Annotated in this window: 25 protein-coding genes; 21 read left to right on the top strand and 4 right to left on the bottom strand. The window is 67.8% G+C overall.

The features are described 5' to 3' along the window. The first annotated feature begins 35 nt into the window (after positions 1-35). The 19 genes from J2X55_RS11260 to J2X55_RS11170 all read left to right on the top strand — a co-directional run bounded on the left by J2X55_RS11260 (position 36) and on the right by J2X55_RS11170 (position 14,871). Positions 36-362, top strand: coding sequence for a hypothetical protein (locus J2X55_RS11260; RefSeq protein WP_309823480.1), 327 nt, complete (start codon positions 36-38; stop codon positions 360-362). A gap of 12 nt (positions 363-374) precedes the next feature. Continuing rightward, on the top strand, positions 375-914 hold the full coding sequence (locus J2X55_RS11255; protein ID WP_309823478.1) for a hypothetical protein: 540 nt from the start codon (positions 375-377) through the stop codon (positions 912-914). Next, positions 911-1,252, top strand: a complete 342-nt coding sequence (locus J2X55_RS11250) for a hypothetical protein (protein ID WP_309823476.1) — start codon at positions 911-913, stop codon at positions 1,250-1,252. The genes J2X55_RS11255 and J2X55_RS11250 overlap by 4 nt, the downstream gene beginning before the upstream one ends. A gap of 8 nt (positions 1,253-1,260) precedes the next feature. After that, positions 1,261-1,503, top strand: coding sequence for a hypothetical protein (locus J2X55_RS11245; RefSeq protein ID WP_309823474.1), 243 nt, complete (start codon positions 1,261-1,263; stop codon positions 1,501-1,503). Beyond that, positions 1,500-1,883 carry a hypothetical protein gene (locus J2X55_RS11240; protein ID WP_309823472.1) on the top strand — a complete coding sequence of 128 codons (384 nt, stop codon included), beginning with the start codon at positions 1,500-1,502 and terminating at the stop codon, positions 1,881-1,883. The genes J2X55_RS11245 and J2X55_RS11240 overlap by 4 nt, the downstream gene beginning before the upstream one ends. A 59-nt stretch (positions 1,884-1,942) precedes the next feature. Further along, positions 1,943-2,494 (top strand): hypothetical protein, encoded by a 552-nt coding sequence (locus J2X55_RS11235; protein WP_309823470.1) that lies wholly within the window; start codon positions 1,943-1,945, stop codon positions 2,492-2,494. Then, the gene (locus tag J2X55_RS11230) at positions 2,494-2,631 is read left to right on the top strand and encodes a hypothetical protein (protein ID WP_156371674.1); all 138 of its coding nucleotides are present in this window, start codon (positions 2,494-2,496) and stop codon (positions 2,629-2,631) included. Before J2X55_RS11235 ends, J2X55_RS11230 begins: the two co-directional genes overlap by 1 nt. A 98-nt stretch (positions 2,632-2,729) precedes the next feature. Next, positions 2,730-3,158, top strand: a complete 429-nt coding sequence (locus J2X55_RS11225; protein WP_309823466.1) for a hypothetical protein — start codon at positions 2,730-2,732, stop codon at positions 3,156-3,158. Between the two features lie 412 nt (positions 3,159-3,570). After that, positions 3,571-7,095, top strand: a complete 3,525-nt coding sequence (locus J2X55_RS11220; RefSeq protein WP_309823464.1) for a tape measure protein — start codon at positions 3,571-3,573, stop codon at positions 7,093-7,095. Beyond that, the gene (locus J2X55_RS11215) at positions 7,092-8,012 is read left to right on the top strand and encodes a hypothetical protein (protein ID WP_309823463.1); all 921 of its coding nucleotides are present in this window, start codon (positions 7,092-7,094) and stop codon (positions 8,010-8,012) included. The genes J2X55_RS11220 and J2X55_RS11215 overlap by 4 nt, the downstream gene beginning before the upstream one ends. Before the next feature lie 11 nt (positions 8,013-8,023). Then, positions 8,024-9,118, top strand: a complete 1,095-nt coding sequence (locus J2X55_RS11210; protein WP_309823460.1) for a Gp37-like protein — start codon at positions 8,024-8,026, stop codon at positions 9,116-9,118. 2 nt (positions 9,119-9,120) lie between these two features. Then, positions 9,121-10,101 carry a hypothetical protein gene (locus J2X55_RS11205; RefSeq protein WP_309823459.1) on the top strand — a complete coding sequence of 327 codons (981 nt, stop codon included), beginning with the start codon at positions 9,121-9,123 and terminating at the stop codon, positions 10,099-10,101. Between the two features lie 2 nt (positions 10,102-10,103). Then, positions 10,104-11,009: a hypothetical protein gene (locus J2X55_RS11200; protein ID WP_309823458.1), complete on the top strand. Its 906-nt coding sequence runs from the start codon at positions 10,104-10,106 to the stop codon at positions 11,007-11,009. Between the two features lie 5 nt (positions 11,010-11,014). Next, positions 11,015-11,518: a hypothetical protein gene (locus tag J2X55_RS11195; RefSeq protein ID WP_309823457.1), complete on the top strand. Its 504-nt coding sequence runs from the start codon at positions 11,015-11,017 to the stop codon at positions 11,516-11,518. Continuing rightward, positions 11,511-11,945: a hypothetical protein gene (locus tag J2X55_RS11190; protein WP_309823454.1), complete on the top strand. Its 435-nt coding sequence runs from the start codon at positions 11,511-11,513 to the stop codon at positions 11,943-11,945. The genes J2X55_RS11195 and J2X55_RS11190 overlap by 8 nt, the downstream gene beginning before the upstream one ends. Positions 11,946-11,959: 14 nt before the next feature. Then, positions 11,960-12,346, top strand: a complete 387-nt coding sequence (locus J2X55_RS11185) for a hypothetical protein (RefSeq protein ID WP_309823452.1) — start codon at positions 11,960-11,962, stop codon at positions 12,344-12,346. 92 nt (positions 12,347-12,438) lie between these two features. Next, positions 12,439-13,197, top strand: coding sequence for a hypothetical protein (locus J2X55_RS11180; protein ID WP_309823450.1), 759 nt, complete (start codon positions 12,439-12,441; stop codon positions 13,195-13,197). Between the two features lie 25 nt (positions 13,198-13,222). After that, positions 13,223-14,230: a hypothetical protein gene (locus J2X55_RS11175; protein WP_309823449.1), complete on the top strand. Its 1,008-nt coding sequence runs from the start codon at positions 13,223-13,225 to the stop codon at positions 14,228-14,230. Next, positions 14,227-14,871, top strand: a complete 645-nt coding sequence (locus J2X55_RS11170) for a hypothetical protein (protein WP_309823447.1) — start codon at positions 14,227-14,229, stop codon at positions 14,869-14,871. The genes J2X55_RS11175 and J2X55_RS11170 overlap by 4 nt, the downstream gene beginning before the upstream one ends. A gap of 17 nt (positions 14,872-14,888) precedes the next feature. Here J2X55_RS11170 and J2X55_RS11165 read toward each other — a convergent pair whose 3' ends face one another. The 4 genes from J2X55_RS11165 to J2X55_RS11150 all read right to left on the bottom strand — a co-directional run bounded on the left by J2X55_RS11165 (position 14,889) and on the right by J2X55_RS11150 (position 16,942). After that, positions 14,889-15,995 (bottom strand): acyltransferase, encoded by a 1,107-nt coding sequence (locus tag J2X55_RS11165; protein WP_309823445.1) that lies wholly within the window; start codon positions 15,993-15,995, stop codon positions 14,889-14,891. 118 nt (positions 15,996-16,113) lie between these two features. Next, on the bottom strand, positions 16,114-16,317 hold the full coding sequence (locus J2X55_RS11160; protein ID WP_309823444.1) for a hypothetical protein: 204 nt from the start codon (positions 16,315-16,317) through the stop codon (positions 16,114-16,116). 60 nt (positions 16,318-16,377) lie between these two features. Next, a complete protein-coding gene (locus J2X55_RS11155) occupies positions 16,378-16,653 on the bottom strand; it encodes a hypothetical protein (protein WP_309823443.1) in 276 nt (91 codons plus the stop codon). 4 nt (positions 16,654-16,657) lie between these two features. Continuing rightward, positions 16,658-16,942 carry a hypothetical protein gene (locus J2X55_RS11150; RefSeq protein WP_309823441.1) on the bottom strand — a complete coding sequence of 95 codons (285 nt, stop codon included), beginning with the start codon at positions 16,940-16,942 and terminating at the stop codon, positions 16,658-16,660. A gap of 191 nt (positions 16,943-17,133) precedes the next feature. On the opposite strand from J2X55_RS11150, the gene J2X55_RS11145 reads away from it, so the two are divergent. Together J2X55_RS11145 and J2X55_RS11140 are read left to right on the top strand one after the other, a co-directional pair. Continuing rightward, positions 17,134-17,334, top strand: coding sequence for a DUF3263 domain-containing protein (locus tag J2X55_RS11145; RefSeq protein ID WP_309823439.1), 201 nt, complete (start codon positions 17,134-17,136; stop codon positions 17,332-17,334). Then, a complete protein-coding gene (locus J2X55_RS11140) occupies positions 17,334-17,507 on the top strand; it encodes a hypothetical protein (protein ID WP_309823437.1) in 174 nt (57 codons plus the stop codon). The genes J2X55_RS11145 and J2X55_RS11140 overlap by 1 nt, the downstream gene beginning before the upstream one ends. Positions 17,508-17,641 lie beyond the last annotated feature (134 nt).

Here is a 17,641-nt window from a genome sequence, read left to right as displayed (position 1 = left end):
CGCCGGGCGTCCTGCCCTCAGCGAAGGGAGCACTCATGTCCGTCCGAATCGATGAGGACGTCGTCACCCCCCAGAGCACCGGCGCCGTCACTTTCGACGACGCGCCTACGACCACCGAGGCTGTCGCCGATAACGCCAGCACGGACGCCGTGGCGTTCGTGCCGCCGGGCACCACCGAGATCACCTACCCCTCGGAGACGGTGGTCGCTACCGCGAGCATCGACGGGCCGGTCACGACCAGCGTGTCCTGGCTCTCCGAAGTGCAGACCAAGCCCGTGGAGGCACCGGAGACCCCGGAGCCGACCACGAAGCCCAAGCGCGCGCAGACCAAGCGCGTCACGGCGAAGAACACCGACGACTGAGGAGGGGCGGGGATGGACGCGTTCGCGACGAAGGAGCAGATGGCCGACAAGTCGCAGGGCGCCATCCCCGCCTCCACCCCATTCCTCGACGACGAGCTCACCGCCGCCACCGGCTTGATCCGCGACTACTGCCGCTGGCACATCGCTGGGGTCCGCACCGAGCTGAAGCGTCGCCACCGCACCCGGCTGCGGGAGACGGTGTGGCTCCCCGCCACGCGCATCGTCAGCATCGACAGCATCATCGCCGACGGCAAGACCATCGACCCGGCCGGCATCGACTTCGACCCCGAGACAGGCTGGACCGAAATTGACGGCAGTGCCGTGACCGTGGAGTACACCGCGGGATACGAGGAGGCGCCGCCCAGCGTGGTGTCCCTGACCCTGCACATCGCGGCGCGCGCCCTCGGCTCACCCCTGGGGCTCATCCGCGAGGCAGCTGGCGGCGTATCCGTCGCCCACACGCAGGTCGGCACAAACGCCGCCGGCGGGACCGTGCTGCTCCCGCACGAGATGGCGCAGCTCGACGCCTTCCGCATCGGGTGGATCACGTGATCGGCGGTATCGTCGCCCGCCACCGCATCACCGTCGTGCGCGCCCCCGTCACCGAGGACCGCCGCGGGCAGGACGTGCGCAACTGGGACGCTGCCACACGCACCGACCTCGACGGCTGGGCGATCGACGCGGGCGACACCGCGGACCTGAAAGACGGGCGGGCGGGAAGCAGCGCGAGCTGGACCATCCGCGGGCCGCTGGACGCCGACGTGCGCTCAGCCGACCGGATCGTCGTGCTCGGTGTCGAGTGCGACATCGACGGCGCCATCCTTCGTCAGCCGGGGCCGTCGCCGCTGACCTCTCACACGATCATTCGTCTGACACGCGTCGAAGGGTAGGTGCCGAGATGGCTGATCCCGTGAAGCTCAACCTCGCCGCGATCAACCAAATCATGACATCGCCCGCTGCGCAGCGCCTCGTCGACCAAGAGGGCAAACGCCTGGCGCGCGCCGCCGGCGCCGACTTCCGCTACCGCGCGTCCCCGCACCGGTGGACCGCGCGCGGCTACGTCGAGCCAGCGAACGCCCGCGGCCGACGCCAGGAGGCGCGCGAGAAACGCCTCGCCCGTGCGATCGGATCTACGCCGTGAGCTTCGGCGATGTCGAGCAGATGTTCCGCGACTTCCTCGACGAGGACACACAGCAAACGGTGAAGACCGCGGTCCCCAGCGACCGCCCGGACGTGTTCACGCACGTATGGCGCTCCGGAGGATCTGCGTCGAATCGTGTCGTCGAGCGCCCGATCCTCACGATCACCGCATGGGACACCAGCGCCACGCGCGCACACGACCGCCTGCAGGAGTGCCGGGACGCGGTGATGAACCGCTACGGCCGCATGCCGCTCGTGCGCCGCGTCGAGGAGATCACCGGCCCCTACTGGGATCCGGATCCCGACACGAATCTGCCGCGCTACTCAATGCTGATCCGCCCCACCGTGCGCGCTGCCCGCGCGCCCGTGACCACTCCCTGACGCGCCGTCTTGGAGCACACCGCCGGTCATGACCCGGCTCCACACGAAAGAGAGACACCATGACCGTGAATTCCGAACTGGCCCGTATCTACGGGTCCGACTCGGACTCCGTTCACCTCGCCCCCTTCGGCACCGTCCTTCCGACCACTCTGAACGGCGTGCTCGATGCCGCGTTCGAGGACGTCGGGTGGCTGAATGGCGATGGCATTACCGAGTCGCTCAGCGGCACCGTCGACAAGAAGCGCGGCTTCCAGGGCAAGCGCGTCATCCGTCAGAGCATGGGCGAGTCCGGTACCTCGATCGCGTTCGTCGCGCTCGAGTCGAAGGACATGACCAACTCGCTGCGCTACCACGAGAAGAGCGTCGACACCACGGTGACCGGCGTGCGCAAGGCCGTCCGCGGATCGGGCCAGCGCATCTCCGTCCGCTCCGCCGTCATCGACCTCTTCGACCAGGACGACGAAGACGTCAAGGAGCGCCTCATCATCCCGCGCTTCGAGATCTCCCCCAACGGAGACCGCGTCGCCGGATCGGACATCGTCGCCTACCCCTTCGTCGGGGAGATCATCGGCGACTACATCCACCTCTCGACCAACCTCGAGGACGCCTGATGGTCAACAAGAAGAAGGCCGAGGAGAACGCCGGCCAGATCCACCGCCTCGACCGCTTCGGCGTGAAGCACGAGGTCACCGAGAGCGATGTCGTCCCCGACCCGCAGCCCGCGCTGCCGGCCGCGCAGACCGACTGACGACCTCACAAGACCGGTGGGCGGGGTGTTCCTCCGACGGCCCCGCCCACCACCCTTCCATCCACACGTCGGAGACCACACAGTCGGAGGAGACTGCCATGCCCAACATCCCCGCAGGCGCGAAGACGCCGCAGGACCACCAGAGCAAGACCGAAGGCCCGAAGGTCGAAAAGGTTGACATCGAGCTGCCTGAGTTCGACGACGACGGCAAGCCCGTCCTCGGCGACGACAAGAAGCCGGTAACCCGCACCGTTCCCGGCCGTCGCGTGACCATGCCGACTGCGGCCGGAGCGGTCGACGTCGACGTGCCCGACGAGGCGCTCGACGACTTCGAGGTGCTCGACGACATCCGCGCCGTCCAGGACGACAACGACGCCTCTCGCCTGCCCTCGCTGCTGCGCCGCCTCGTCGGCGACCAGTACCGTGACGTGCTGAAAGCGCTGAAGGGCCCGAACGGTCGCGTGACGACCGAGGCCGGATCGACGTTTGTCATGGATCTGTTCGCGGCCCTGTCCCCAAACTCCTGACGCTCGCGGGCGCCCTCTCGGAGCACGAGGGCGCCCTGCGGGCATCGCTGCAAGCCGCCTACGGCATCCGCCTTCTGATCGGCGGTCGTACGGAGCCAGCGCGCACCCCGCGCGAGATCGGCGACTACGTCGCGTATCTTCCGCACGGGTGTGCGCTCTGGGTCGAGACGGGCGGATGGCTCGCGCTCTCGGACGAAGCGCACCTGCTACGGGAGTCCGTGTTCCGGCTCGAGGTGCTCGCCTGGCAGCAGACCGAGGGCAAGGGCCCGAAGCCCGAGCGCATACCCCTGCCGCCTGCCGCCGCTGAGCAACGCGCCCAGCGGCGCGAGCAAGAGAAACGCATGGCCGCGAAGGCGCGCCGGCACGCCGAACGCGACCGGAAGCGATCGCCTACGCCGTAGGGAGGCCCCGCATGCCCACTGGGGTCGAAATCGCCAACGCCTATGTGGCCCTGCAGATCAAGATGCCGGGCGCCGCGCGCGACATCGCGGTGGAGCTCGGCAAGGCCGCCCCGGCGACGGAATCCGCCGGCCGAAACATTGGCTCGAGCATCCTCTCCGGTGTCGGATCGGTGCTGAAGGCCGGTGCGATCGGCGTGGGCACCGTCGCCGGGGCGGCGCTCGGCACAGCCCTGTTCAAGGGCTTCCAGCGCCTCGACGCAATCGACACCGCCCGCGCCAAGCTCACCGGCCTCGGGAACGACGCCAACACCGTCAAAGACGTGATGGCCAACGCGCTCTCCGCCGTGAAAGGCACCGCTTTCGGTCTGGGTGACGCCTCCACCGTCGCCGCGCAGCTCGTCGCCGCGCAGATCAAGCCCGGTCAGCAACTCGAGGGCGTGCTGAAGTCCGTCGCGAACAGCGCCGCCGCCGCAGGTACCGGCATCGGCGAAATGGGCTCGATCTACGCCAAGGTCGCATCCCTCGGCAAGGCCCAGAACGACGTCCTGCAGCAGGTCGCTGACCGCGGCATCCCGATCTACCAGGAGCTGTCGAAGAAGTTCGGCGTCACCACCGACGAGATCTTCAAGATGGCGTCCGCAGGCAAGATCGGCTTCGCCGACTTCCAGGAGGCGATGACCTCCGCCGCCGGCACCGTCGCGTCCGAGATGGGCAACACCGTCAAGGGGTCATGGGCGAACTTCATTGCCTCCCTGGGCCGCATCGGTGCCGGGCTCATGTCGGGCCTGTTCCCGAAGGTCACGCCCGCCATCCAGGCCATGACTAAGGCGCTCGGCCCGCTCGAGGACATCGCCGCGCGAGCCGGCGAAGCGCTCGGCAAGTGGCTGGGTCCCTGGATCGACGACATGACGGCCTGGGTCGCCGCGATTGACTTCACCAAGGTGGAGGCCGGGGTCATCGGCATCTACAACCTGGTCGCCAAGGGTGACTTCACGTCGCAGTTCCGTGAGGCGTTCAACCTCGAAGAAGACTCCGTCACCGTCACCCGCATCCTCCGGATCCGGGACGCCGTTACGGGTCTGTTCGACTTATTCGTGAAGGGCGACTACAGCTCGGCCCTGCGCAACGCGTTCAACATGGAGGAGGACTCCAACTTCGTCTCGTTCGTGCTCGGCGCCCGCAACGCCGTCCAGGGTCTGTACGACATTCTCGTCAAGGGGCAGTTCTCCTCGACGCTGCGAGACGCGTTCAACGTCGAAGAAGACTCCGGCTTCGTCACCTTCCTGCTCGGGATCCGCGAGGGAATCGGGTCGCTGTTCTCGTCGCTGACGAGCGGTGACTTCTCGGGCGCCGCGAGCAGCATCGGCAACTCGCTGACCACCCTCGGCCCGGCGTTCGCGGAGTTCGGCGCGCAGATGCCGAAGATCGGCCAGGCGACCGCTGACCTCGCCGCCGGCGGACTCACCATCGTGACCCAGGTGCTGTCGTTCCTGGCCGACAACGTCGACACGATCGTGCAATTCATGCCGCTCATCGTCGCCGGGTTCATCGCCTGGCGGTTCGCGTCCGCGGCCGTCGCGAACGCGACGCTGGCGCTGCGCGCGGGAGAGCTCGCCGCGACCCCGGTCTACTTCGCGAACAACGTGATGCGCAACAACTCGGTGCGCATCGAGCGTGAGCTCGCCCTCGCGAAGGCCGCCTCCACCGGCGCGACGAACGTCTCCGCCGCGGCAACGACGCGGAGCACGTTCGCGACGCTTGCGGCCAGCACGGCATCCCGTGTCGCGGCTGCGGGGCAGTGGCTGCTCAACGCGGCCCTGTCGGCGAACCCGATCGGCATCATCATCCTTGCGATCACCGCGCTGGTGGGCGCTCTGGTGTGGTTCTTCACCCAGACCGAGCTCGGCCAGCAGATCTGGTCGAACGTGATGGGGGCCATCGGTACCGCGGCGACATGGCTGTGGGAGACGGTGCTGCAGCCGGTCTTCACCGCCATCGGCGCCGTCGTCACGTGGGTGTGGGAGAACGTCTTCAGCCCCATCGGCACGCTCATCGTGAACTACTTCCGCTTCTGGGGAGCAGTTGCCGTGTGGCTGTGGGAGAACGTCCTGGGACCGGTGTTCGGGAAGATCGGCGAGATCTTCACCTGGATCTACCAGAACGTGATCCTGCCGTACGTCAACAACATCGTCGCATCTATCCAGACGTGGGCGGCGATCTTCACATGGCTGTACCAGAACGTCGTGCAGCCCGTCTTCGCGGGCATCATGAGCGTGCTGAGCTCGGGGTACGTGTGGCTGCGCGACAACGTCTTCTCACCGCTCGGCTTCGCGATCGACGCGATCGCGAAGGCATTCGGCATCACCGCGGACTCGGTCGGGAAAGCGTGGGAGGGCATCAAGCAGGCCGCCGCCGCGCCGATCAACTTCGTGCTCGACACAATCTGGAACAAGGGTCTCCGCTCGTTCTGGAACGACCTCGTGCGCGAGCTGAAGCTCGACGACATGGCCCTGCCGATGGCGCCGCTGGTGAAGTTCGCATCCGGTGGTGTGATGCCCGGGTACACCCCGGGGCGGGACGTGCATCAGTTCTGGTCGCCGACGGCTGGTGGGCTCGCGCTCTCCGGCGGTGAGGCGATCATGCGGCCGGAGTTCACCCGCCTGGTGGGTGGTGCGGCCGGCGTCGACGCGCTGAACGCCGCGGCCCGTTCCGGGCAGTTGCCGGTCGGTGACGGGCCCGGGACCTTCGCGGGTGACGTGTGGGACACGATCACCCGGGCAGCGTCCATGGCGTGGGAGTTCCTCACCAACCCTGGCCAGGCTATCCAGAAGCACGTCATCGACGGGATCATCGGCCCGATGATGTCCGGGCAGAATCTGTTCGGGCGCACCGTCGGGGGTCTCGCCGGCAACACGCTCAAGGCGATGGCGGGACTGTTCCCGTCGGCATCGTCGGTCAGCGGTGGCGCGGGCATGGGCTGGGAAGCGATGTGGAAGATCGTGCAGGCCGGCGTCCCGGGCGCGGTGCTCACCAGCGCGGCACGTCCGGGTGCGGTCACCGCGAACGGTGGTCAGTCGTACCACGCCCTCGGGCGCGCGATCGACCTCATTCCGGCGTCCATGGCGACCTTCGACGCTGTCGCGAAGCTGTTCCCGAACGCGTCCGAGCTGATCTACAGCCCGGCCGGGAAGAAGCAGCTCCTCAACGGTCAGCCGTTCGACGGGTGGTCGGATGCCGTCCGGGCGCAGCACTACAACCACGTTCACCTGGCGATGGCGAACGGCGGCGTCGTGCCGAAGCTGTACGACGACGGCGGGTGGCTGCCTCACGGTGGCATCGCGATGAACCTCTCCGGTCGTCCCGAGCCCGTCTTCACCGATGAGCAGTGGGGCACGTTGCGCAAGGGCGGCGGCGGAGCCGCCGTCATCGTGCAGGGCGACGTCATCACGCAGGACGTGCCTGAGCTGTTCCGGGTGGCGGAGAAGGCCAAGCGTCGCAGCGCCGCCCGCACGGCCACAGCGAGGGAGGTCACATGAGCTACCCGATCATCCTGGCGTCTCCTCCCTCTGCCCCGCCCGTCGCGGTGGAGCAGAGGGAGGGGCTCACCCAGGAGTGGGTCGACTCAACCGGCGTGGTGTGGCCGCTCAGCGACTGGACGACCGGGGTAACCCTCGACGACCGGGGCGTGGAGGGGCTGGATAACCCCCAGCTCACCATGTACCGGTCTGAGTCTCGCGGGACACCCGGGCACCGCAGGCGCGGGTGGCGGGCGAAGACCCGCGAGGTGTTCTGGCCGATCTTCATCTACTCGGACACCTCTCTCGAGTGGCTGGCGCGGCAACGCGCGTTCCGCTCGACCATCCACCCCGACCGCGAGGGAATCTGGCGGGTCACCGCCAACGGGGAGACGCGTGAGCTGCCCGTGTCGGCGGTGTTCGACGCGGCGCACACGTACGACATCGACCCGATGCTCGAGGGGTGGGCGCAGTACGGCATCGAGATGGAAGCTGCTCAGCCGTACTGGCAGGGCAAGGCCATCCGCCGAGGCCCCTGGCGCGCACCGGACGCCGTCCCCTTCCTCCCACCTGGCGGCGGGCCTCCGGTTCGGATCTCGTCGTCGTCCGCGTTCGGGTCGGCGACCGTCCCCAACCCCGGTGATGTCGAGGCGTGGGGCACGTGGACCGTCGAGGGCCCGCTGTCGAGCATCGCGCTCGGCGTCGGCGCGGCGATCATCACGGTCCCGTTCGCGCTCAACGCAGGTCAGGTGCTCGTCATCGACACCGACCCGCAGCATCCGAGCGCCACGCGCGACGGTGACGACGTCACCGCGCTGCTCGGGCTTCAGGACTACGCGCCCGTCCCGTCCGGTGCGAGCGTGCCGCTGCACGTCGAGGCCACCGGGTCCGGGTGGGTCACGTTCGACCTGGTGCCCCTGTACTTCCGGGCGTTCTGAGAGGGGTCACCGTGCACGATGGTCTGCGGTTCGCGATCTACGACAAGACCGGGAGCTTCCGCTGCCAGCTCGAAGGCGTGGACGCGACCGCAGACCTCGCCCCCAACGCGGTGCCGACGGCGACGTTCACCCTCGACGACGACCGCAAGGAGCTCGCTGACATCACCGCGAACGGTGCGCGCTGCGGCGTCTGGTTCCGCGGGAAAGAACGCTTCCGCGGCATCATCCAAGAGACCCCCGGCGACGGCCCGTACGGCAAGGTCACCGCGCACGTCCGAGGTGATATCCGCAAGCTGTGGCACTGGCAGGGACGCCCCGTCCCCTCCGCCGGCCTCGGTGATCAGACCAGCGACTATCGCGTGCACAGCGGACCCTCCGAGACCGTGTTCAAGGACGCGGTGGCCGAGAACCTCCTGCGCCTCGGAGTCCCGTGGAGCGTGGCGCCCTCGCTCGGGCGCGGTACGGCGACCGTCGCCAGTCTGCGGTTCCACCCCCTCGCTGACAAGCTGCTTCCCGGTCTCGACGCCGACCATCTCATCGTGGCCCTGTCCTACGACGGCCCGAACGTTCTCGTCGACGTCCGCCAAGCTAAGACCGTGCCCGGCGTGCTCACGATCGCCTCCGGGATCCCCGAGGGGTACAAGTACGAGCGCAGCGGACCCACCGCCACCCGCGTCGTCGTCGGCGGCCGCGGGGAAGGCGTCGACCGAGAGTTCGTGGAGTTCCGCGACGAAGCGCTCGAGGCCGACTGGGGCGACATCATCGAGGGGTTCAAGGACGCTCGCAACACCGAAGAGGGCGCCGACCTCACCATCGACGCTCGCGAAGCCCTCGCCGAGGGGCGCCCGAAGTCGGGCATCAGCACGACGCTGAACGAGACCGACCGGTTCCAGTACGGCACGACGTACACCGAGGGTGACCTCGTCACCGTCCGCGTCGGCCCCATCCAGCGGGCGCAGCCGATCAGCGTCTCAATCACCGAGACCGCCGGGGAAGGCGTCGTCGTCACGCCCCGCATCGGCAACGTCGAGGACGACACCACCGACGCCCTCGCCCGCGACATCGCCCGTCTCGCGCGCGGCATCCGAGACACAGGGAGAAGGTAAACATGGCCGTCACCATCACCGACAGCGTCGGCTACGAAGGCACGATCGAAGAGCCCGACTGGGCCCGCCTGCAGACCTACGCCGCGGGCCGTCAGTACGGCGTCATCGGCGAGGGTGATTGGAAGGTCACCGCCGGCGCGGCAGACCGTGAGGTGCGCATCGCGCCCGGGTTCGGCTTCGGCGCCGGTGTGCTCGATCGCACCACCGCGGCGGCGTCGCTCGTGCTGCCCGCCCCGTCCAGCGACTCCGTGTGGCACCTGATCGTCGCGCACCGCGACTGGCAGGCCAACACCACCACTTTCGACGTCATCAACGGAACCTCCGGCGCCGCCGCCATCCCGACCCGGCAGGCCACCCCTGGCACGCTCGACGATCAGCCCATCGCGCTCGTGCGCGTGCAGGCCGGTCAGTCTCAGGTTGCCGAGATCCGCGACCTGCGGGTGTGGGGTGGGTACGGGGGTGCTGTCGCGTCCGACGACCTGGTGCGGCAGTACCTCACCCAGCTCGGCACGAACATCACCATCGCCGGCATCGCGTGGCGTCGCGACCTCAATTCCCTCGGTAACCCCGTGTGGGTGAAGGTCCGACCGATGCAGGGTGGGCAGCTCGAAGCGCTCACCAACAACGCGGCGCAGGCGTCGCCGGGGAGCGACCTTCCCATCATCGCGTTCGCTGTCGCCGAGGCTGTGCCGGCCGGGTCGATGCTGCACATCCACGCCGACATCGAGATATACATTCCCCCGGCCGACAAAGACATGGCCGGGTTCCTGCGGATCTACCGCGGCGACACGCTGCTCGCGCAGCGCCGTTGGCATTCGCAGGGCCGACGGGGGCGATTCACCTACCCGTCGGTCGAGGTGAACCTGCCCATTACGCAGGACATCCCCACCGGGACCACCTTCCGTTTCGCCGTCAGCACCGACCCGCTCAGCGGCGCCAACGTCGACCTGTGGCACGGGTTCCTGTCCTGGGGGGTGTCGTAACGATGGCCTGGCGCAACGGGTACATCCCGGAGGGTGACCTCATCATCTTCAAGCGGGGCTGGAACTCGACGGACGGCGACTGGTTCTGGGGTCTGACCCCGGCGACATACGTCCGGCACCTCGCCCTGATCGAGCGTGCACGCCGGCGCACCGGGCGGACGCTCGAGCCGTCGGATGGGTGGGGGACGTATCGCCCGTACGCGGCTCAGGTGATCGCCCGCCGCATCTACGGCAACGGTGCAGCCGTCCCTGGGACGTCGTCGCACGGTGGGTTCTGGGAGGGTCGCGAGACGCTCGCGATCGACTACAGCAACTGGTCGTGGGTGTACGGCGGGAGCCGTGCCGCGTTCTACGAAGACTGCCGTGCAGTCGGACTCACGCCCGGGATGATCGCCCCCGGCCGGGGTTACCCGGATGAGCCGTGGCACGTGATCGACCTCAACCCCCGCAGCGGGCCAGGCCCCGCTTCGAACGGCGCGCAGCCGTTCCCGCAGACGGTGGAGACCGTCGCCCCTATCCCTCCGGAGGAGGATGACATGCCCACTCACATTCGATCGACCATCGGTGAATCGCTCGCCATCGGAGGGGTCGTCGTGCGATTCCCCACCCCGGAGGATGTCGCCGCGACGAAGATCGCCGCCGGTGCTGCCATGCAGGTCATGGACACCTCGGCGGCGGTGCACACGAGCATCATCGCCGCCGACGAACGCCGCGACGCGAAGGCCGCAGCCCTGCCGATCGTCGTGTACGCCGACGGTGGCGACGGCACCGTGTACGTGTGGGAGAACGGGCGCCTCACGGCCCTCGCTGACCCCGGCACCCTGCACGACCTCCTCGACCGGGGTGCGACGGTCGTGCACTGGTCTGTGGGTGAGGTCAACAGCCTCATCGCGCAGCAGAAGAGCTGACCGCCGTGAGCATCGCCGCGCGCATCCGACGAGCGAGCATCTGGCACCCAGAAGCCATCCCGCCGCGGGAGCAGAAGTACCGGTCGCTCAAGCGCGTCTGGGTGCCCGCGTACGATGTGCTCGCGGTGTGCGCAGGTATCGCGGGAGTGGTCTACGGGTCCCGGCTGCTCGACCGTCTGTACGGCGACTTCACCGACGTGGTGGCGGGGTTCTTCGCGGTGGTCGCGCTGGTCTGCCTCTTCGGGGTGGCATTCCCCCGCCACTGGAAGATCGCGTTCGCTGGGACCAGTCTCGTCGTCGGGATGGTCGTCGCCTACGCGTTCGCCATTCTCGTGTCCCCGTCACCGGAGCAGCTGCTCGCGAAGGAAGCGCCATCGTGGTTCATCTTCACGATGCTGCTGCTGACGCTGCCGCTGCCGGTGTTCTATCTCGAGCTCCTCGCTACGGAATGGGCTGACCGGCGGGCGGTGGAACGGCGTCAGCGCCTGATCGGGGGCGTAGGTGAGTGAAAGCGGAGTCATCGTCGCCCTCATCGGACTCGCGTCCGCTGTCCTCGTCGCCCTGATTGCCGTGTGGCGGTTCTGGCGCAAGGATCGCGCCGATGCCGACGCCGTAGAAGAGGGCACCATCAGTGGCCGGTTCAAGGACGCCGACACCCTCATGCAGTACATCGATCAGCGCGTTGACGAGCGCACACGCAAGCTCGCTGAGGACCAGGCGGAAACGGCCGGCGAACTCGAGAAGGTCAAGCAGCAGTACAAGGACCTCGCCGAGGCCGTGCGCACCGTCATCTCGATGCAGTGGGTCTGGGACCAGCGGGGCCGCCACGGTGACCTTCCCATGCTGCCCGACCCGATCCTCTACCAGCTCGGCCTCGGCCACCTCACGGAGGGGTGGGCGACCGAACCCACCCCCGGGCGCGACGCCCAGTCTTGAAAGGACACCCCCGCATGGAAACTGCTCTCCCTCCCATCTGGTACGCCAGCAAGCGCGTGCTCCGCACCATCGTGCAGGCCCTGGTCGTGCTCGTCCCCGTCGTCAACGGTGTCGGGATCGCGGTCGTGTCGTACCTGCGTGAGCAGACCGACATCGTCATCCCCGGCACCGTATTCGTCGTGCTGAACGCGGTCGTCGCGGTGACGGCGCTGCTCATGGGTCTCGCGGCGAAGATCATGGCCGTCGCCGGTGTGAATGACCTGCTGGGTCGTATCGGGCTGGGTTCGGTGCCGCAGTCGCAGATCGTCGGCCGCGACCACGTCAACGGCACGGTGATCGTCGCTGCGGACCCGAAGGCGCCCACGACCCGCGCCGCGTACCGGGCGTCCCGTCGCGGCTGATGCTTCGTCTCCTGGTGGCGGTCCTCGTCGTGGGGGCCGCCACCGTCTACTTCTCGCCTCGGCGTCACGCCGGCATCTGAAAGGACCCGCCCATGGCCGTCGTCGGATACTTCCCCGCGACCCTCGCCGTCGACAGCAATACCGGCACCCGTCTCCGCAACGCTGAGGCGCAGGTGTTCGCCATGACGGACACGTCGTTCACGACGCCGTTGGCGATCACCGATGTGGCGGGGGTGCCGTTCACCGGGAACAAGCTCGTCTCGAACAGTGACGGGATATACCCCGAGTTCAAGCCCCCGGCGGGGGTGACGCAGGTCATCGTGAAGTCGGGGCAGGCGTTGACCCCGATGACGTCGATTGCGGTGGCGGCGGAGGCGGCAGAGGCCGCCGCAGTGCAGGCGGCGTCTGCTGCGACTGACGCGGGTAACGCGAAGACGGACGCCGTCCAGGCGAAGAACGACGCCGTGGTGGCGCGCCAGGCCGCGGAGGCGGTCGGTGCGACCACCGATGCGCAGATGACCGCGGTGCAGGCGTCGCCGACGTCGGCATTCTCGGTGGCGCAAAAGGCCACGTTTGTGTCACTCGCCGCCGCGGCGAAGAACCCCGATCTGCTCATCGTCGGCAACATCACCCGCGATGCGAACCAGGCCGTCACCTCTGCCGACGTCGTGTGGCCGGATGGCAAGCCCGGGACGTTCACCGCGCTCACGCTCTCGACGGCGTTCCCTGGCGCGGTCGACGGATACAAGATCACCTATGGCTCGCCCGTGACCAAGACCTACACGCAACCGGCCATCACGCGGAACGCGGCCGGCGCAGCGACGACCGTTCCGCAGATCGTGGTGAGCTGACATGGGAATCCTCGATGCTCCTGGTGTGAGCAAGGCCCAGGCTCGGTCCCTCGTGAACGCGGGCGGTTCAGGCGTCACACCTCCTGTCTTCGCACGCGCCAACAACGGGGCACCCATCTTCACGCAGGCAGCCCAGAACCCCGCCGCAGGAGCACTGACCCCCGCTACATCGGGGTCGATCTATTGGCCGTGGATCATCGACGCACGCAAGATTCTCGGCGCCTCGGCGCTCGACGAGTTCTACATGTACTACACGACTGATCACGAGGCGACACACGCGAATTCTGGCGTGTGGCTCGCCACAGGCCCTACCGAGCTCGGTCCTTGGACTGGCCGCGGGCGGGTCTACATTGACAACACCGTCGGCGAGCAGACGGAAACCGCCTCCGTCTTTGCGGACCCGATCGTGCCGGGCGGCCTCGTCATGCTGTACCAGCAGCAAGACGTGACCGGCGCCAACGGTGTGCAGTCCAGCAACTATGCCACCAGCGCTGACGGCGTCAACTGGGTCCGCGGCGGCCTCGCCATTGACGTGCCGCTCAACTGGCCCAACTCGGACGGCCACACCGGCTACGCCATCCCGCAGACCATCGGTGGCAACCTCACCGCGCACCACCTCGCAGGCGGTGGCAATTACCCCATGTTCGCGATGTCCACCTCCACCGACGGCCGAGTGTGGACCATCGACCGCCGACACCTGACCTGGCAGATGGACCTCGTCGGTGACGGACGCCGCGTCGAATGGAACTCCGGATATGTCATCCGTTGGAACGGACAGCTCTGGTGGATCGGTCTGGCGAGTAATTTCACATCCGGCGCGACGCCGAAGGATGCGCGCATCGTCGTAGCTCCCATCTCCGACGACTTGCACAACCTCACGGCGCCAACGCAGGTTGTGCTCTACCCGACACAGGGCGGGGAGTCGACGAACTACCGCGCGCTCTACGCGTTCATCGGCCGCGACGGGCGGCTGTACCTCTACTACCAGTGCGGCGGTTCCTTCTACGTCGCGATCGCGGGAGGCACCGCATGACGACCATCACACCCCTCCCGCGAAAGCGCGACGGGTCACTGCTCCTCCCCGGGCAATCTGTGACGCTGGTCGAGCAAGACTTCTCCATGCTCACCGCCATACCGTCTGGAATCACCGTCACCGGGTCGGGTTCAGGCGGGACCGGGGCAGGCGCGATGAACGGGACCGCGCCGACGGCGAAACTCCGCCTATCCGCATCAGCGTCCACCGACTCCGTTGCGATGAGTCTCGTCGCACTCGACCCCAGCCTCTTTCAGTGGATGTGGTTCGAGGTCGATGTCCTGACGCCGTCTGGCGGCTACCTCTCGCCCCTCACCCTAGGGCTCGAGGGGACGGGATCCCTCCGGGGCGCCAACTGGATGAATCTTGGCCCGACATTCAACTCTCGAAACTCGGACACCGCTCTGCTCGCGGAGCTGTGGGGAGGTAAGAGCGGCAAGCCACGCAAGAGCCGGACGGGACTGCTCATCATTCCGTCCCGCAAAATCATCGCCGCCACATACTACGGCGACGTCGTGAACGCGGGGTATTTCCCGAACCTGCTCACCGATGCTCCTCTTACGCCCAAGTTCACGGCGTCCGGCGCGGTGGGAACGGGCTATGTCGACGTCTGCTGGACGCGCCTTCGAGTCGGCACCTGAGACAGCGGCGCGCGTCGTCAGCCGGTGGACACTTCCATGGCCGGTCGGGGGCGCGCGCCACGCAGGCGCTTCTCGAGCGGGGCTTCCACGGCGTAGTAGAAGAACGCCGAGACGCCGACAGCGATGGCGACGAACACCAGGTCTGCGCCCACGCGCACGAGGATGGTCGCCTCATACACGCTCGGGAACAGATGAACCGCGACCGTCATCAGCAGCCAGTGGGTGAGGTAGAGCGCGAAGGACCACTCGCCTAGGCGGATGGCCATGCGTGACCGTAGCCACCCGGGCTTCCCCGAAAGGTCGGAATACCCCGCCGCGGCGATCAGCCACAGCACGAATGGCAGGAGGATTGCATCCTCGATCCCGTGGCCGGCGGGGCCGAAGGCGACTTGTGCGCCGGCCAGCCCGCAGTAGGCAACACCGAGCGCCAGCGTCGGAATCCACAGAGGGTGGCTGATGCGCACTCCTTCCTTCATCCACAGCGCGAGAGCGCACCCGGCCAGGAACCCGATGATGCGGAACGGCGGGAAGACGTAGAGCAGGAAGCTGCTGAGGTCGCCGACTCCGAGCGCGACGGTGACGGCGGCCGCGATCAGCAGGTCGGCGGCGACGAGTGCGATGACGGCGTTCCTCGCTGAACGTGCGGTTAGGCGGCGAAGAACCGGGATGACGAACGGGAACGCGAGATAGAAGAACGCCTCGCACGCGAGTGACCAGCTTGGCGCGTTCATCCCGAAGTAGACATCACGGTCGGGCACCCAGGACTGGACGAGCAGCGCGTTCGTGATGGCTTCGGGCGCGGTGATCCGACTGCCGGTCCACAGCAGCACGGGCACGGCGATCAGGAGGGTGACGAAGTGCATCGGGTAGACCCGTGCGAAGCGTCGCCGGTAGAACCTCCCCGGGGTGTCGTCGTTGCGTAGGTTCCACGTGAGGATGAAGCCGGATAGGGCGAAGAAGAACCCCACACCGGTCGTGCCGAGCACCGCCAACGTGGACACGCCAGGGATCGGCGCGAACTCTCGCGTGATGTGGTTCAGCACGACCACGAGCGCCGCGAAGAAACGCAGCGACGTCAGACGGTCGAGAAACACACGCTCCGGTATGGCCTGCCCCATGGTCATGGCGCTGAGCGTATCGCGGCGACACCCGGCTGCATCACTCGTGAGCGGATAGATCTACCCATGACGACGCCCCCGGTGTCCCTCTTCGGAGGTGACACCGGGGGCGTTTCGTGGTTTGTCAGGCGTGGATGACGAGCGCGCCCGCGTGGCAAAGCACGACGATCTGCCCCCCGGTTTCAATGACGTGCCAGCCGTTGTCCTTCGCTCGCTGAACGATCTCGTCGAATGCGCCCTGGTCAATGACGTCGTTTACGCTTCGACGGACCACTCCGCCCACAGCGACTTGTCCCGCGGCGAACATCTGATCTACCCATGCAGACATGGATCCCCCTCTGTATCTGGTGAGGAGACGCTATCGGGTCGCCACCAGAATGCGCGACGTTCAGACGTGGCGCACGTGCAGCAGGATCCACCCGTCGGGCACCTGCGCTCGCAGCGAAGCCATGTCGGCGGCTTCGATGTCGCGTGCCCCGTCGCGCCGTGAGTACGTGCCGGATGCGGTGAGCGTGTCCGTGCCCTTCCCCATCCGCACGGGCGCGTCGGTGAGGACGAACCCGGCCGGCGCTTGCTGCTCGAGCAGGGTGTGCGCTTCTTCGAGGGAGCGCGCCTCCACCTCGACGGTAGATGTCTCGCGGGGGCGGATGGTTCCGATGAGCACCAGGTCAGCCTATGGTGCGTACGGTGACGGCGTTGCGCCAGACCACCGGCTGCCAATGCCCACCGTCGCACGGTACTTCGAGCATGACGACTCGATCGTTAGCGCCCATCGCCCACGCCTCGACGCGCTCGGCGGCTCGGTTTGGGAACTGCACCCACGCCCACACTGGGCGACGCGTCTCGAACCACTCGACCGGCTGCGGCCCGTACGCCTGTAGTGGGAGCGTCATCGGCTTCACCGCAGCGAGCACCCGAGAGAGCTTCTCGTCACTGACCTTGTTCGAGCCCATGCAGACCGGTCCCCTTCCCCGGCCATGGGACAGGCTACGTCACCCCACCGACACCGGGATGACGTCGACGCGGCACGCGTGGCACCACGTCGCGGCGATGACGGTACCGCACAGGGGGCAGGAAATCGGGGGCGGGATGCTCATGCGGGGAGCGTAGCGGCGATGTCGGAGGCCCCGAGGAGACTATCCACATGCCCACCGTCCCCGAGCTCTTCGCGTTCGAGAACCGCCACCCCCGGCACACCAGCCGCAAGGAGGCGCTCATCTTCGACGAGCTCGGGCTGAGGCCGGCACGGTACTACCAGATGCTCCTGCATGCAGCGAGGTCGGCGGAGGGGTGGGCGCTGGACCCGATGCTCTGCCGTCGCACCCTCGCGAGGGAGGCGGCGTGATGGACCACGCGCTCGAGGAGCTCATCCCGGACGAGGACGTCGACGGCTTGTTCGTCGTGTGGGTGTGCGAGTGCGGGAAGCGTGGCCGCGCGGCGACGCAGCAGACCGCGCACACCGGGTGGCGAAGGCACGCTGAGCGGGGCGAGAACGTGTGGTGCGGGGGAGTGGTCTGAGCGCATGAAGAAAGCCCCCGCTCGGCGAGACGGGGGCTGTACTTCGGGGGGATAAGCGCTCGGCTTATAGTCCGGGGTTGATAAGTGGTGGGCTTATCCGGTGGCCGCGGTGTGCGGCGGTTGCTCTTCTGTGG

Source organism: Microbacterium sp. 1154 (assembly GCF_031455375.1).
Classification (GTDB): domain Bacteria; phylum Actinomycetota; class Actinomycetes; order Actinomycetales; family Microbacteriaceae; genus Microbacterium.
The sequence above is the reverse complement of the archived record's forward strand: the minus strand, read 5'-3'. Positions and strand labels throughout refer to the sequence as shown.